Source organism: Streptomyces sp. NPDC053076 (assembly GCF_044546845.1).
Classification (GTDB): domain Bacteria; phylum Actinomycetota; class Actinomycetes; order Streptomycetales; family Streptomycetaceae; genus Streptomyces.
In genome coordinates this window covers 1666432-1681288 of record NZ_JBITZL010000001.1, presented here as the reverse complement: position 1 = coordinate 1681288, position 14857 = coordinate 1666432, and the positions used below count along the sequence as shown (strand labels likewise).

The following is a 14857-nucleotide window of genomic DNA, read 5'->3' as shown; positions in this document are numbered from 1 at the left end:
CGCCCGCTCAGGCGGCCTCGCTCGCGAGGATGTCGAGGGTCAGGGGCAGCTCGCCCACCGAGGGGCCGGCCAGCACGCGGTACGGACCCGGCTCCGTGCGCCAGCCGCCCGAGTGGATGTCCCAGTGGCTCAGCGCGCGTGCCGGGATGTGTACCTGGGCGACGACCGTCTCACCGGGCTGTGCCCGCACCGCGGTCCACCCGGCGAGCCATCGCTCGGGGTAGTCGACGGTGGCGGAGTGCGGGCGGGAGAGGTAGACCTGGACGACCTCTCGCCCCGGGCGCGGCCCGGTGTTGCGCAGCCGGACGCGGACGGTGAGGTGCTCGCCCGCCGCGGTGCGGGCGGGGCCGGAGAGTTCGTCGTAGGCCCAGGTCGTGTAGCCCAGTCCGTGACCGAACCAGTAGGCGGGGGTGCGCCGTGCGCGCAGCCAGCCGCGGTGGCCGAGGTGTAGGCCCTCGTCGTAGGGCAGGCGGCCGGCGGCCGGGCGGGTACCGGTGACAGGGGCGTCGGTGAGGCGGGCGGGCCAGGTGGTGGGCAGCCGTCCGCCGGGCTCGGCGCGGCCGAGGAGGACGTCGGCCAGTCCGCCGCCGGCCTCCTGGCCGGGGAACCAGGCCAGCAGGAGTGCGCCGACGTCGTCGCGCCAGGGCAGTTCGACCGGGCCGCCGCTGTTGACGACCGCGACGGTGCGCACGTTGGCCCGGGCGACGGCGCGTACCAGGGCGTCCTGTTCGGCTCCGAGTGCGAGGTGGGTGCGGTCGCGTCCCTCGGATTCGTGCTGTTCCCCGGTGCCGACGACCACCACGGCCACGTCCGCCTCGCGTGCCGCGCGGGAGGCGGACGCCAGGGTCCGGGCCGGGCTGGGGCCGGGGGGTCGGAGGCCGACGACGGTGGCGCGGCCGGTGCCGGGGGCGAGTTCCCGGCGGGCGACGAGCAACGGGGTCGAACCCGCGTTCAGTCGGGCGGTGACGGTCTGGGTGGGCGGGGTCACGTGGAGCACGGCGGGGTCGTCGGTGGTGGCGGCGAACTCGCCGTCCAGCAGTGGGCGCCCGTCGAGGTGGAGGCTGAGGCGACCGAATCCGGCGATGCCGATCCGCCAGGTGCCCGAGATGCGGGGGTGCAGACGTGCGCTGATCTCCACGGTGTGCGCGCCGGGTGGCAGCGGAGGCTCCAACTGCCGTCCACTGCGGCAATGTTGTGCGTGCAGCTCGGCGCCGTCGGCGTCCAGGACACGCAGCAGCACGCCGGGGGTGGTGGTGCGCGGATCGGAGCCGATGGCCATGTCCAGGGGTGGTGGCGGCCCGTCCGGGGCGGGGCCGGGTATGTGCACGACGCGTGCCCGGCCACGCAGGGCCGCCCTGATGCCGTCCAGGAGCGACACCTCGTCCTGGGGGAACACCCCGGCGCTGCCGCCGCCCTGAGTGCGGGGACGGGTGGCCGCCGCGCCGATGACGGCGACCGTGCTCAGCCGTGCGGGGTCCAGGGGGAGCACGCCCCGGTTGGCCAGCAGGACGGCTCCGGCCGCGACGGTCCGCCGGGCCAGAGCGCGCGCCTGCCGGGGCCGCAGGTGCGGGCGGCCCCGGCGGCGGGGTCTGCCCAGGGCGCCGGCCCAGGCGGCCAGCCGGAGCAGCCGGAGCACCTTGTCGTCCACGGCCGACTCCTCGACCTCGCCCGCCTCCACGGCCCGTACCAGCAGCTCGCCCCACTGTCCGGCGGGTCCCGGCATCTCCAGGTCGAGCCCGGCACGGGCGGTGTCATGGGTGCCGCGGACGGCGCCCCAGTCGGAGACGACGACGCCGTCGAATCCCCATTCGCTCTTCAACGGTGCGGTCAGCAGTTCATGGGCGGTCATGGTGGTGCCGTTGACCTGGTTGTATCCGGCCATCACCAGCCGGACGCCGGCTGCCACGGCCGCCTCGAACGGTGCCAGGTGGACTTCACGCAGTGTGCGTTCGTCGATGCGTACATCGACCGTGAGCCGTTCGGTCTCGGCGTCATTGGCCACGAAGTGCTTGGCCGTCGCGGCGACGCCGTGCGCCTGGATGCCCCGGATCAGTGCGGCCCCGATCCGGCCGGTCAGCACGGGGTCCTCGGAGAAGCACTCGAAGTGCCGCCCGGCCAGGGGGGTGCGGTGCAGGTTGAGGTTGGGGGCGAGGACCACGTCCACGTTCTTGCGCCGGGCTTCGGAGGCGAGGAGGCCGCCGAGTTCCTCGATCAGCTGCTCGTCCCAGGTGGCTGCCAGCGCGGAGGCCGACGGCAGCAGCACGGAGGTGCGGCGTTCGTCCCAGCCTTCCCCGCGGACCCCCGCCGGGCCGTCCGACAGCACCAATTCGCCCAGCTCCACGTCGCGTTCGGCCGCGGTGCGCCAGGTGGTGGCGCCGGTGAGCAGCCGCACCTTGGTGCGCAGGGTCAACTTGTCGAGCAGCCGGTCGAGTTCGTCCTCGTCGGCCATCCCCACCCCCTCGGATGTCGTCGGTGGTCGTCAGCTGTAGACGCCGAACTCGTACAGCGAGTAGCCATAGCCCGTGCCGCGGGCGGTGCCGTTGATCCGGACGTACCGGCCGGTTCCGGAGACGTCGAAGTCGTCGACACCGCCGTTTCCGTCCGTCACGGTGCGTACGGTCTGCCAGGTGCGGCCGTCGTCGGAGGTCTGGACGGTGTACGTCTTGGCGTAGGACGCCTCCCAGAGCAGCTGGACGTGGCGGAAGGCGGTGCGGGTGCCGAGGTCGACCTGTATCCACTGGGGGTCGCTCCAGTCGCTGGCCCAGCGGGTGTTCTGGTTGCCGTCGACGGCGTTGCCGGCGGTGCAGGGGCAGTCGCCGTAGCTCGCCTGGTAGGAGGAGGCGGTGGCCGGCTTGCCGAGGGCGAGGTTGGTGCCGCTCGGCGCGGGCGGGACGACCCTGACGGACCGGGTCTCGACGCCGACGTTGCCGTGGCCGTCGGTCACCTTGACGTAGAGCTTCCAGACGCCCGGCCGGTCCGGTGCGGTGATCTTCAGGCGGCCGCCACCGAGGTCGGTGAAGGGCAGCGGGGTGAGGTTCTTGCTCTGGTCGATGTACATGCTGTTGTCGAGGACCTCGTAGGAGACCGCGTCCCCGTCCGGGTCGGTGGCCCTGACCGCGAGGGTCAGGTCCCGGCCGGCCTGGACCTTGCTCACGTCGCCCTCGACGGTCAGGTCGGAGATGACGGGCGGGGTGTTGTCGTGCGAGGTGTCCCCGCCGTAGGCGCGTTTCACCGCGTAGTACGACAGCCGTTTCTGACCGGCGGGCAGCAGGTTGAACCAGATGCCGCCGAAGTCGTACTCGGTGCCGTAGTGGAACATCGTGGCGCCGAGCGCCACGCCCTTGTGCCCGGTGACGCAGCCCCAGGCGCGGGTGTACCCGTCGGCCTTGGACCGGTCACTCGGCTCCAGCGGCACGCCGTTGGCGTCGTCGGGCACCTCCCACTCACCGGCCGGACCCGTCTCGGTGACGATGTACGGCTTGTGGTAACCGCCCTGCTGCCAGGCGGCCTTGACGTCGCAGACGGCGTTGTAGGAGTTGACGGCGTACAGGTCGAGGTCGGGGGCGTTCTTCTTGAAGTAGGGCCACGCGCCGACCCAGGCGTCCGTGGAGGTGACCGGGTGGTCGGGGTCGACGGCGTGGATCTTCTTCGTGATGTCGTTGACGAGGGTGGTGTAGGCGTCGCGCTGGCGTTCCAGCTCGGTTCCGCTGTAGCAGTTCTGCAGTCCGAGGACCGATTCGTTGCCCACGTCCCACATCAGGACACCGGGGTTGTCCTTGTAGGTCTGGACCCACTTGGGGAACTCGTCCAGCACCTGGTTCCGGTAGGCGGTGTCGGTCAGGTAGTTCACGCAGCCGCCGCTGCCGGGGCCGCCGCCGGGCTGGAGCCAGAACCCGGCGATCACCTTGATGCCGTGCGCGGCGGCGGAGTCGAACAGCGGTTTGCTGGTGGCGTCGGTGCCCCAGGTGCGGATGGTGTTGACGCCCATCGACTTCAGGTCGGGCAGGTACCTGTCGGCGTCGGCCACGGACGGGCCCCAGGTCAGGCCCTTGATCTGGTACGGCTGTCCGTCCACTGCGAGCTGCCAGTTGCCCTGGGCGCCGGTGACCTTGACGACGCTGCCGGCCGCGTGGGCCTGGGCGGCCGGCAGGGCGGTGAGGGCGCCGACGGTCAGTACGCCGGCGGTGAGGGGCGCGGCGAGGCGGCGCGCCCTGGTGCGGGGTGGTGGGGTCATGGTGAGTCCGGTTCTCCGCGGGGAGTGCGGGTGACGTGGGGAAGCGAGTGCCGTCGGCGGTGTCAGGGCAGCCGGTAGTCGGAGTTCAGGGCGGCGCCCGCCTCGGGGTGGGTCTCGTCGTAGCCGCGGGCGTCGCACTGCAGTCCGCCGACGACGCAGTGGTCGACCAGCGCCTTGAGCGTGCGGTCGTCCCAGGCGTTGAAGAAGTCGTAGTGGAAGCCGTGACCGGTACCGCTGGACAGCCGTACCTGTGACATGTCGCCGTTGACCGGGAACGCCATCTTGAACTCGATCATCGGCAGCGCCACCGGATGGTCGGCGGGGCAGACATTGTCGTTCGTGCCGGGTTTGACCACGGGGTAGGCCATGTGACTCTTGTGGTCGGGCGTGTCGAGGTACTTGCCGTCCCAGCAACTGGGAGCCTGGAAGCGGATGTTGAGCTGCACGTCGGCGCGGTTCGGGCAGGTCGCCGGGAACTCGGTGTTGAAGTAGCTGTCGCCGCACTCCCAGCCCTCGACGAAGCCGGGGTGATGGCGGAACTCGTCGGCGCTCTGCATCGGGCTGCCGACGACGAACCTCAGGCCCTTGGGGAAGGGCCGGACGCTGGTGTAGTCGGTGACGCCGGCCTTGTAGTAGATGACCTGCGGGCCGACCGGCAGGATCTGCTTGTCGCCGTTGTACAGGGTGGGCATCCAGTAGCCGGACAGATCTCCCGGGGCCTTGCAGGTGGTGCCGCCCGCACTCAGTGAGGCGGTCGTGCTGCGCGCGTCGGTGGTGGTGTTGCCCATGAACGTGTGGTCGTGGGACTTGCCGGGCTGCTGCGGATAGACGATCGGGTCGTCGGGCCTGGTGTGGGAGACCGCGCAGTTGGCCTGGAACTCGTGGAAGTAGCGGTGCGGCGGGTCCTGCGTGGACGGGGTGGCGCCGGTGACGGGCGGGTTGGCGGGGATGTAGCCGTCGCCGTCGGGGTCCTCGGGCGAAGCGGCCGTCGACAACGCCATGCCGTGGCCCGTGTGCGCGGCCGTCACCGTGGCTGCGGGAGTGGACGACGCGGCGACTTCGGTGACGCCGAACGAGGCCAGTACCAGGGCGGAGGTGATCAGCGCGCCCGAGAGGATCTTCGATCTCCGTGACATGGGGGCTCCTCGACGGGAGGGGAAGGAGAGGTCGTACGGAGGCGGGAGAGCGCTCTCCCATCGCTGGAGTGTTGAGGCGGCGGCGGGAGGGTGTCAAGGGAATCGACCAAAGAATCAGTGGACCGGTTTCGCTCACTACTCGAAGACATAGACACGGACATGACGTCTCGTCAGGCGGGGGAGGGCGTGAGAATTCGGTCGCAACTCTTGACGCACCGTTCACGTCAATGAAACATCCAACGTCGAGAGAGCGCTCCCCCACCCCACTTCGTTCATTTCCTGAACAAGGAGAGCCGCGCATGCCCCCCTCCTCCCCCACCTCCCCCAACTCCTCCTCCGCGTCTGCCGTCGGCCGCCGGACCGTTCTCGGTGCGGCGGCTGCCGCGCTCCCCGTGCTGGCCGGTGTGTCCACGCCCGCCCGCGCGGCCGGCTCCTCGCGCGTGTCTCCCACCGCCCTGCCCGGCGGGGGCGACCTCGGCCCGAACGTCCTCGTGTTCGACCCGTCCACGCCCGGCATCCAGGCCAAGCTGGACCAGGTCTTCCACCAGCAGGAGTCCGCGCAGTTCGGCACCGGCCGCTACGCCCTGCTCTTCAAACCCGGCACCTACAGCGGGCTGAACGCCCAGATAGGCTTCTACACCTCCATCGCGGGCCTCGGCCTCTCCCCCGACGACACCACGATCAACGGGGACGTCACGGTCGACGCCGGCTGGTTCAACGGCAACGCCACGCAGAACTTCTGGCGTTCGGCCGAGAACCTGGCCCTGGTGCCCGCGGGCGGCACCGACCGGTGGGCGGTGGCCCAGGCCGCCCCGTTCCGCCGGATGCACGTGCGCGGCGGCCTCAACCTCGCCCCTTCCGGCTACGGTTGGGCGAGCGGCGGCTACATCGCGGACAGCCGGATCGACGGCCAGGTCGGCCCCTACTCGCAGCAGCAGTGGTACACCCGGGACAGCGCCATCGGCGGCTGGGGCAACGGCGTGTGGAACATGGTGTTCTCCGGCGTCCAGGGAGCCCCCGCGCAGAGCTTCCCGAACCCGCCGTACACCACCCTCGACACCACCCCCGTCTCCCGCGAGAAGCCGTTCCTGTACGTCAGCGGCAGTGAGTTCCGGGTCTTCCTGCCGGAGAAGCGGACCGACGCCCGTGGCGTCAGCTGGGGCAGCGGCACGCCGCGGGGCACGTCCCTGCCGCTGTCGCAGTTCTACGTCGCCAAGCCGGGCGTCAGCGCGGCGACCCTCAACCAGGCGCTGGCACAGGGGCTCCACCTGCTGCTGACGCCGGGGATCTACCACGTGGAGCAGCCCATCCAGGTCAACCGTGCGGGCACTGTGGTGCTGGGGCTGGGGTACGCGACTCTCGTGCCCGACAACGGGACCACGGTGCTGAAGGTCGCCGACGTGGACGGGGTGCGGCTCGCCGGCTTCCTCGTCGACGCCGGGCCCGTCAACTCCGCGACCCTGCTGGAGGTCGGCCCGGCGGGCGCGTCGGCGGACCACTCGGCCAACCCGACCACCGTGCAGGACGTCTTCGTCCGGATCGGCGGCGCGGGCGCGGGCAAGGCGACCACCAGCATGGTGATCAACAGTCGGCACACCATCGTCGACCACACCTGGGTCTGGCGCGCCGACCACGGCACCGGCGTCGGCTGGGAGACCAACCGGGCCGACTACGGCATCGTCGTCAACGGCGACGACGTGCTGTGCACCGGCCTGTTCGTGGAGCACTTCAACAAGTACGACGTGCAGTGGAACGGCCAACGGGGACGCACGATCTTCTTCCAGAACGAGAAGGCGTACGACGCCCCGAACCAGGCCGCGATCCAGAACGGCTCCGTCAAGGGCTACGCGGCCTACAAGGTCGGCGACAACGTCACCGCCCACGAGGGCTGGGGCCTGGGCAGTTACTGCTACTACAACGTCGCCCCGTCCATCGTGCAGCACCACGGCTTCGCCGCCCCGAACCGGCCGGGCGTGAAGTTCCACGACCTGCTGGTGGTCTCGCTCGGCGGCAACGGCCAGTACGAGCACGTGATCAACGAGACGGGGTCGCCGACGTCGGGGACGTCCACGACCCCCTCCACGGTGGTGGCTTACCCCTGAGGCAGCTGCCGGGCGCGGCCCCGCACAGCCGGGCCGCGCCCGCGGCGCATCCGGACGGTGCGGTCTCCCAGGTGCACGACGTGTTACGGCGGCCGACTTCGGTAACGTGGGCACTCGGCCGAAGGAGGCACATCAATGTCAGGGAGTGACGCCCGTATTGCCGAAGCAGTGCAGGTCGAGGCGTGCCCGGTCACCGAGGTACTCGACCACGTGGCGGGCAAGTGGAGCATCGGAATCCTGATCGCCGCCGCCCACGGCCCCCTTCGGTTCACCGAGATCGAACGTGCCATCAGCGGCATCAGCAGGCGGATGCTCACCCTCAACCTGCGCAGGCTGGAGCGCGACGGGCTGCTCGTCCGCACCGTGTACCCGACCGTCCCGCCCAAGGTCGAGTACGACCTCACGCCCATGGCCCGCGAGCTCCACAGCTCGCTCACCGGCCTGGTGGACTGGGCCGAACGTCACCGCACCGCCATCGCCGAGGCGCGCGCCGCCTACGACGCCGGCGCGGCACAGACGAGCGACGCCCTCTGAGGCGACCGTAGGCAGCCGGGTCGTGACCGTGCCGGTCGTACCGGTCGTACCGGTCGTACCGGTCGTACCGCTCCTGGGCCTGCCTGAACGTGGTCGTCGCCGTCGTGTACGCCTCCCCCGGCCCCGGCGGTCCGATCCACCGGCGGGTCGGCAGTGTGGGCCGACCGTGCCGATCGCGAGCGACGCGTCGGAAAGCCGGGGCCGGTCCGCCGGACAGGCCCCGGTCGGCTGCCGATAGCCCTGGGCTATCCCCGAATGCCATCATCCGCCGACCCATTGGCCTGCCCGAGACTCACTGGCAACCGATCGTTCAACCCCACAGGACGTGAAGGAGCCTCCCCATGGCGTCGTTCCGCAGGAGCAGCGGGTCGAAGAGCACCAGACGTTTCCTGGCCGTCGCGCTCGGACTCGGTCTGGCCACCGCCGCACTGGGCACCTCGAGCCCGGCGACCGCCCAGAGCACCGCCGCAGCCCCCACCCACACCGCCGCCGCCTACATGGGCGCGACGGAGAACTCCGGCAACAAGGCGTTCTTCGACGCCGTACTGAAGTCGGTCGCCGAGCGGCAGGCCGCACAGCCCTCCCTGAAGGTGGTGACCGTCTACTACAACGCCGCGCAGGCGCCGAGCTTCCGCTCCCAGATATCGAGCGCGGCCTCCATATGGAACAGCTCGGTGTCGAACGTGAAGCTCCAGGCGACCTCTGGCACGGGCGACTTCGCCTACTACGAGGGCAACGACCCGAGCGGGTCCTACGCCTCCACCAACGGCCACGGCCGCGGCTACATCTTCCTGGACTACGCGCAGAACCAGCAGTACGACTCCATTCGAGTCGCCGCCCACGAGACCGGCCATGTGCTCGGACTGCCCGACCACTACAGCGGCCCGTGCAGCGAGCTGATGTCCGGCGGCGGCCCCGGCACGTCCTGCACCAACCGGTACCCGAACGCCACCGAGCGCTCGCGCGTCAACCAGTTGTGGGTCAACGGCCTCGCCAAGGCCCTGGCGCGGGTGAACAAGGCGGGCTGACGCCGTTGGACGAGACGGGCTGACCTCCCCACAGCGCAGCCCGTCACCAGTACGGACCGCGGCGCCGACCCGCGGTCCGTTACCATTCCCGCCGCGCGACGGCAGGGTGCCGGACCTCCCTCCGGTACCCCGTCGCCTCCGCCGTCGATAGGCTCGGCATCGTGACGGGCACACGAGAGCACACCCCGCCGGCGACGGACGCGAGGACCGCGGCTTCGGCGGCGGCGTTCCTGGAAGGCCAGGAGATCACGACGACGGGATGCGGGCGCTGCGGTACGGAGATCTCCGGGGTCAACGGCCGCTACGCCTGCGGGAACTGCGGCTGGGTCAACCACTGGTCCGAAGGGCATACGGAGCTACCGGCCTATGACCCGGTCGGCGATCTCCAGGCGAGCGACCACCCGACGTCGTGACTTCGGCGATCTCCGGACGAGGGAACACCCAACGTCGGGGTTTCGCCTTGACGTTGCCCACAGCCGGTGTCACCTGCCGACGCCGCGCCGGATCACTCCGGGTGAGCCACCGCCTCCTTCTGCAGCTGAACAGCCGTCCCCAGGCTCAGCCTCGGCTCCGCCTGACGTAGCGCCTTCAGGGCCGTGATCGAGGCGATGTCCCCGGTGAAGCCGACGGCGGACAGCCGGGAACGCACCCAGCGGGCGCGCAGCTGGTTCTCGGTGGCGGCGGCCGTGGACTCGACGAGCGCAACGGCGCGTTCGAGACCGGGGCGTTCCTCGGGCGAGGCATCGGCCAGAGCCGTCCGCAGTGCCGCCGCGACCAGATCCGCGTCCCGGATGACGAGCACGGATTCGTACTTTCTGGTCAGTCCCGCGATTGCTTTCATGCGGATCACTATGACCTCCATGATCCAACCCCGCCAAGCGACTTGAGGAGCCTCAGAGGATCCACGATCGCCACCTGGGCGACAGGGCCGTATGTGGCATCAGCCCCCGTGACACACCGAGGAGCGCCGCCACGGATATCACCGGTGGTCGCTCGGAGAACCCGCCGCCGCCAAGGAGGCCGTACGCCCGAAGGAGGCGGCTGCTCTTTCGCGTGACGTGCTCGCGGTCGACGAGTTCGAATCGGATCCCATTCCTTTGGGGAACCGACCGAGCCGCACATCAGCGGACGATGGGGTGTGGCCGAACACTCCGGGGCCGCCCTCGTGCTGGCCCTGGAGGACCAAGCCGGCAGCACGGTCACGTTCCCGGTCGATCAGACCTGCGCCGACGGTGCCTTCCGCGTCATCGTGCCGGTCGAAAGCCTCCCGGCCGGAGTCTGGGCGGCAGAACTGCGGCTCGGACCGTGGGCCGTACCGCTGCCCGCGCTTCCCGCGAAGCTGCCCCGCGCCAAGTGGCGACGGCGAGCACTCCCCACCACGGGCGGCGCCTGGTCACCGCACGGCCGGCTGCCCCTGCGGCGGAGGGGCTGCACGGTGGTGCGCCGACCGGTCCAGCAGAGCACGGGCCCGTTCGAGTGCTCGGGAGCGCATCCGTCTCCAGTCGGCGAGCTCGGTGCGGTGCATACGGCGGACGGACGCCGGCCCGACCCCTCGGTAAGCGGCCTCGGGTTCCAGGTTGTTGACGATGGTCGAGGCGCGGAACCAGGCCCGCTGATCGCCGTAGAGGGTGCGCTGGGCGGCGGCGAGGCAGCCGTCCGTGTGAGCGCGTACCTGGTAGCCGGTGGGCAGCGAAAGGGACAGTTCGGCGGGCCCGGAGCCGAAGAGCGCCTCGCTGACGCGCCGCTGTTCGGCCTCGCCGCGCGGTTGCCCACCGGGTCTCGGCGGGGTCAGCCCCTGGCGGGCAAGGCATCGGTCGGTGAGGTAGAGCTGCGCGGCCTTGATCGTGTCGTCCGCGGACGGCTCGATCCGGTCGGGCCGGTCCGCGCATCCCGCCGCGCCACCCAGCAGGCAGAGTGTGGCGAGCACCGCGGACACCGATCGGGCCATGAAGGCGGGACGGGACGGCATCGGATGGTCAGCCCCGCCCACAGGCCGTCCCGGTGGTACCGGCCGTGCCAGGGGTCGCCGCCCGGGCGGACCAGTGCTGGGTGGTGGTGCGTCGCATGCGGGGAGTCCCTGAACGGTCGGTCGGGCTGAGGCGAGATCAACGTGCCACAGCCACATCTCCCACCGGGAGCTCCGCCACCCGAAGCGGTGATAAGTCGTACCGGTGGGCGGGCCCGACCGACTGTGGCCGCGCGGCCCGGCCCTGGGTCCGGTCCCCGTCGGCGTGATCACCGACCGGGACCGCACTCCCCAGGGGTGTGATCGTGCAGGACGGGCGGCGGGTTCACTTCCGCACGGTGCGCTCCAGCGCGGCGAGCCCGTCGGTGTAGATGCCGTGGAAGAGTTCCTCGGCTTCGCCGTCGCCGACCCCGGCCGGGGTGAACGTCCCGGACCACTCCACGCGGGAGACCCCGGGTGCGCCGGGCAGCTCGTGCACGGTGAGGGTGGACAGGTAGCCGGTGACCGGGAACGGGGCCAGTTCGATGGCGTAGGAGTAGCTGCGGGCGGCGTGGCCGAAGGACTGGAGGCGTTCGACGATGGTGCCGTCGTCCTGGTTCGTCAGACGGCGGACTCGGCCGCCCTCGCCCAGTTCGCTCTGCGTGATGTAGGGGAGCCAGTCGGGCAGCGACCCGAAGCCGCCGATCAGCTACCAGACGGCGTCGGGAGGCAGGGGCAGGTGGGTGGAGGCGGTGGTGGAAGCGATGGCGCTGTTCCTCGGATGCGGTGGGGGAACCCTCCACCTGCCTGCCAAGGCCGATTGGTCCGCGTGCTGGGAGGTGAGCGCAGGGTGGCCCGCACGGTGGTGGAGTCCAGGGCCGTACTCGCCGATCGGCAGGTACGACTCAAAGAAGCTTCATCGGAATACCCGATCCTCCCAGGTCGGAGGAGCGCTCCTGCTTTTTGATCGCGAACAGACGTCGCACTCTGCTGAAAGCGCGAGGCTAGGGCGTACTGATGAAGGCCCGGCGGTAGGAGCGGGGCGGGATGCCTCGGCGCCGTACGAACTGTTCGCGCAGCACGGCGGCGCTCGCGTAGCCGACCCGGTGGGCGATCTCCTCGACGGGCAGATCCGTGGTTTCCAGGAGTTCCTCGGCTCTGCTCAGCCGCAGGCTGCGCAGCCAGGCGTGGGGGGTGGTGCCGGTCGCGGCGGTGAAGCGGCGGGCGAAGGAGCGTTTGCTCATCATGGCGCGGCGAGCCAGTTCCGTGACGGGCAGCGGCTCGTGAAGGTGCTCGCGGGCCCAGCCGAGGACCTCGGCGAGCCGCTCGTCCTCGCCGTCCTGGGGGACGGGCGCGGCCAGGTACTGGGCCTGTCCTCCCTCGCGGTGGGAGGGCAGCACCATGTCCCGGGCGACGGCGTTGGCCATTGCGGCGCCGTACTCCCGCCTCAGCAGGTGGAGGCAGAGGTCGAAGCCCGCGGCAGCTCCGGCGCCCGTGACGATGCTCCTCTCGTCGATGTAGAGCGCGTCGGGTTCGACGGTGACTTCCGGGTGGCGGTCGGCGAGGAGTTCGGCGAATCGCCAGTGCGTGGTCGCCCGTAGGCCGTCGAGCAGTCCTGCGGCTGCGAGCGTGAACGTGCCGACGCAGTGGGCCGCGACCACGGAACCGCGTCGGTGTGCGGTCCTCAGCGCGTCGAGTACGGCGGGTGCGGGCGGGGTGCGGAATCCGGCCCCGGGCAGGGCGATGAGCAGATCGGCGCGGGCGAGCCCGTCCAGTCCGTGCGCGATGGACAGCGGTACGCCGCAGTCCGTGGGCACCGGTCCGGGCCGGTCGGCGCACAGGGCGAAGTCAAAACCGGGCAGCGCCGCTCCGTGGGGACCGAACACTTCGGTGACGATGCCGACGGCGAGCATGCCGACGCCGGGAGGGACGTAGGCGGCGACGGTCGTGAAAGGCGACATGGCGCAGTGTGGCACACGGTTGGCATGAATCCTGCGATAAGAGGCATCAGTGCCACTCGTCGCTCACGGTCGTACTCGGAAGGATGGAGGCCATGACAGACGCACCGGCCGGCCGCAGCGCCGCATACAAGATCCTGACCACCGGCTACGTGGGTTCCACCGGCCCCGGGGTCGCCGCCACGGTCTCCTACATCTACGACGGGGGACGGCATGTGATCTTTGACCCGGGCATGGTGGCGAGCCACGACCACATCCTCGCCCCACTCGCAGAACTGGGACTGGGCCCCGACGACATCACCGATGTGGTGCTCAGCCACCACCACCCGGACAACACCATGAACGTGGGCCTCTTCGGTCGTGCCCGGGTGCACGACCACAAGGTGGAGTACCAGGGCGACAGTTGGACGAACCGGGACGCGGAGGGCTACGAACTGACCCCGTCGCTACGCCTGATCCGCACCCCGGGCCACAGCCCCGAGGACATCACGCTGCTGGCCGGCACCGACTCGGGCGTGGTGGCCTTCGCCGGCGACCTGTGGTGGCACGCGAACGGCCCGGCGGACGACCCGGTGGCCCCCGACCGCGAGGTGCTGCGCGCATCCCGGCAGCGGGTACTGGCCACGGCGGACCTGATCGTGCCCGGCCACGGCGGCCCGTTCAAGGGCGACGACACCACTCCGCGCTAATACTCCAGCCGCGCTTCTCCACTCCTTCTGGTCAACGCTCTGGGAGTGAGGAGTGTAGTGGTGCGGAGGAGGGTGCGGGACGGTCGTGGCCGGATTCCCCCCATTACCAGGTGACCGCGCCGCATGTGATGTGGGTGCTCGCTGTGGACGGTCAACGGGAAACCCCACCCCGCGCGGAAAGTGCTCGCCTAACCCGCCATGGGCGGCTGCGCCTGGAGGAGCGGGAGCTGCTGGTGGACACCTGCCGGCGCACCAGCTCGACACCTCGGCAGGTCGAAGCCGGGTACGGGTGGGTTACACGCGGGCGGCGTCAGAAGTGCAGGACGCCGATGTCTCGGACGGTCTGGGCGAGGGCCCGGACGAGTTCGTTCTCTCCGTCTTTGCGCCACACCAGGGCGTAGGGAATCGTCCCCATGTCGGGGACGGGGATGAAGCGGACGTGGGACATGGACCAGTAGCGGGTGACGTGGGAGGGGAAGGGGTGGACGATCTCGCCGGTGCTGACGAGGTGGATCAGTTCGTCGGCGTTGGTGACCTGTTCGACGCGTTCGATCGGCTTTCCCCGGGCCGTGTGGAACGACAGGTAGGCGTCTTCCCAGTAGTCGGGCATGTCGGGTGGCATGGCATGGGCGAAGTCGGCCAGGGCCTCGAACGGGACGGAGTGCCGTTCGGCGAGTTCGTGGCCTGCGGCGACGGCCAGGACGCGGGGGTCGCGGAAGAGGATGGGGCCGACGGTGAGATCGGGCTCGTCGACCGGCAGCCAGGTGAGGAAGACGTCCATGTCGCCCTCGCGCAGCCTGGCGAACGGGTCGAGGTAAGGCGCCCGGCGCAGCTGCAGTTCCCACTGGGGATGACGGGAGCGGAAGGTCTCCCAGTAGGGGTACATGTCGGGCACGTTGAACGGCAGCATGCCGACGCGCAGGCGTGCGGTCTTGCCGCGGGTCGCCATCCGGGCGCGTTCGAGGCTGTCGCGCAGGTTCGCGTAGACCGGCCGCAGGTCGCCGCGGAGCTGCTGGCCGAGCGGGGTCAGGCGGATCTGGCGGCGGTTGGAACGGTCGAACAACAAGCCGCCCAGTCTTCGCTCCTGGCGTCCGATCACCTGGCTGACGCGAGCCTGCGTGAGGTGCAACCGGGCGGCCGCCCTGCCGAAGTGCAGTTCCTCGGCCAACGTCAGAAAGATCTCGATGTCGCGTATTTCCACCTGTGCCGACCCCCGTCATAAGCCTCAGTT

13 protein-coding genes are annotated in these 14857 nt (G+C 70.6%); 5 read left to right on the top strand and 8 right to left on the bottom strand.

What is annotated here, in order from left to right; translation table 11 throughout:
* Nucleotides 1-7 precede the first annotated feature (7 nt).
* From ACIGYR_RS06850 to ACIGYR_RS06840, 3 genes are all read right to left on the bottom strand, one after another.
* On the bottom strand, nucleotides 8-2449 hold the full coding sequence (locus tag ACIGYR_RS06850; RefSeq protein WP_399602012.1) for a glycoside hydrolase family 3 C-terminal domain-containing protein: 2442 nt from the start codon (nucleotides 2447-2449) through the stop codon (nucleotides 8-10).
* A 30-nt stretch (nucleotides 2450-2479) separates the two neighbouring features.
* Nucleotides 2480-4234 (bottom strand): discoidin domain-containing protein, encoded by a 1755-nt coding sequence (locus ACIGYR_RS06845; protein ID WP_399602010.1) that lies wholly within the window; start codon nucleotides 4232-4234, stop codon nucleotides 2480-2482.
* Between the two features lie 62 nt (nucleotides 4235-4296).
* Nucleotides 4297-5370 carry a DUF1996 domain-containing protein gene (locus ACIGYR_RS06840; RefSeq protein ID WP_399602008.1) on the bottom strand — a complete coding sequence of 358 codons (1074 nt, stop codon included), beginning with the start codon at nucleotides 5368-5370 and terminating at the stop codon, nucleotides 4297-4299.
* 299 nt (nucleotides 5371-5669) lie between these two features.
* Here ACIGYR_RS06840 and ACIGYR_RS06835 point away from each other — a divergent pair, with 299 nt between their 5' ends.
* The 4 genes from ACIGYR_RS06835 (at nucleotide 5670) to ACIGYR_RS06820 (ending at nucleotide 9447) form a co-directional block, all read left to right on the top strand.
* The gene (locus ACIGYR_RS06835; protein WP_399602005.1) at nucleotides 5670-7472 is read left to right on the top strand and encodes a coagulation factor 5/8 type domain-containing protein; all 1803 of its coding nucleotides are present in this window, start codon (nucleotides 5670-5672) and stop codon (nucleotides 7470-7472) included.
* A gap of 135 nt (nucleotides 7473-7607) precedes the next feature.
* A complete protein-coding gene (locus ACIGYR_RS06830; RefSeq protein WP_391837100.1) occupies nucleotides 7608-8006 on the top strand; it encodes a winged helix-turn-helix transcriptional regulator in 399 nt (132 codons plus the stop codon).
* A 341-nt stretch (nucleotides 8007-8347) separates the two neighbouring features.
* A complete protein-coding gene (gene snpA / locus ACIGYR_RS06825; RefSeq protein WP_399602002.1) occupies nucleotides 8348-9034 on the top strand; it encodes a snapalysin in 687 nt (228 codons plus the stop codon).
* A gap of 161 nt (nucleotides 9035-9195) precedes the next feature.
* The gene (locus ACIGYR_RS06820) at nucleotides 9196-9447 is read left to right on the top strand and encodes a hypothetical protein (protein ID WP_391837104.1); all 252 of its coding nucleotides are present in this window, start codon (nucleotides 9196-9198) and stop codon (nucleotides 9445-9447) included.
* Between the two features lie 92 nt (nucleotides 9448-9539).
* On the opposite strand, the gene ACIGYR_RS06815 is transcribed toward ACIGYR_RS06820, so the two are convergent.
* The 4 genes from ACIGYR_RS06815 to ACIGYR_RS06800 form a co-directional block, all read right to left on the bottom strand.
* The gene (locus ACIGYR_RS06815) at nucleotides 9540-9875 is read right to left on the bottom strand and encodes a hypothetical protein (protein WP_399602000.1); all 336 of its coding nucleotides are present in this window, start codon (nucleotides 9873-9875) and stop codon (nucleotides 9540-9542) included.
* A 552-nt stretch (nucleotides 9876-10427) separates the two neighbouring features.
* Nucleotides 10428-10982 (bottom strand): hypothetical protein, encoded by a 555-nt coding sequence (locus ACIGYR_RS06810; protein WP_399601998.1) that lies wholly within the window; start codon nucleotides 10980-10982, stop codon nucleotides 10428-10430.
* A gap of 343 nt (nucleotides 10983-11325) precedes the next feature.
* Entirely contained in the window at nucleotides 11326-11688 is a 363-nt protein-coding gene (locus tag ACIGYR_RS06805; protein ID WP_399602358.1) for an SRPBCC family protein, read from the bottom strand.
* Between the two features lie 295 nt (nucleotides 11689-11983).
* A complete protein-coding gene (locus ACIGYR_RS06800) occupies nucleotides 11984-12940 on the bottom strand; it encodes a GlxA family transcriptional regulator (protein ID WP_399601995.1) in 957 nt (318 codons plus the stop codon).
* A gap of 92 nt (nucleotides 12941-13032) precedes the next feature.
* Here ACIGYR_RS06800 and ACIGYR_RS06795 point away from each other — a divergent pair, with 92 nt between their 5' ends.
* Entirely contained in the window at nucleotides 13033-13626 is a 594-nt protein-coding gene (locus tag ACIGYR_RS06795; protein ID WP_391836728.1) for an MBL fold metallo-hydrolase, read from the top strand.
* Nucleotides 13627-13936: 310 nt separating this feature from the next.
* On the opposite strand, the gene ACIGYR_RS06790 is transcribed toward ACIGYR_RS06795, so the two are convergent.
* Nucleotides 13937-14827 carry a LysR substrate-binding domain-containing protein gene (locus ACIGYR_RS06790; RefSeq protein WP_399601993.1) on the bottom strand — a complete coding sequence of 297 codons (891 nt, stop codon included), beginning with the start codon at nucleotides 14825-14827 and terminating at the stop codon, nucleotides 13937-13939.
* Between the last annotated feature and the right edge of the window lie 30 nt (nucleotides 14828-14857).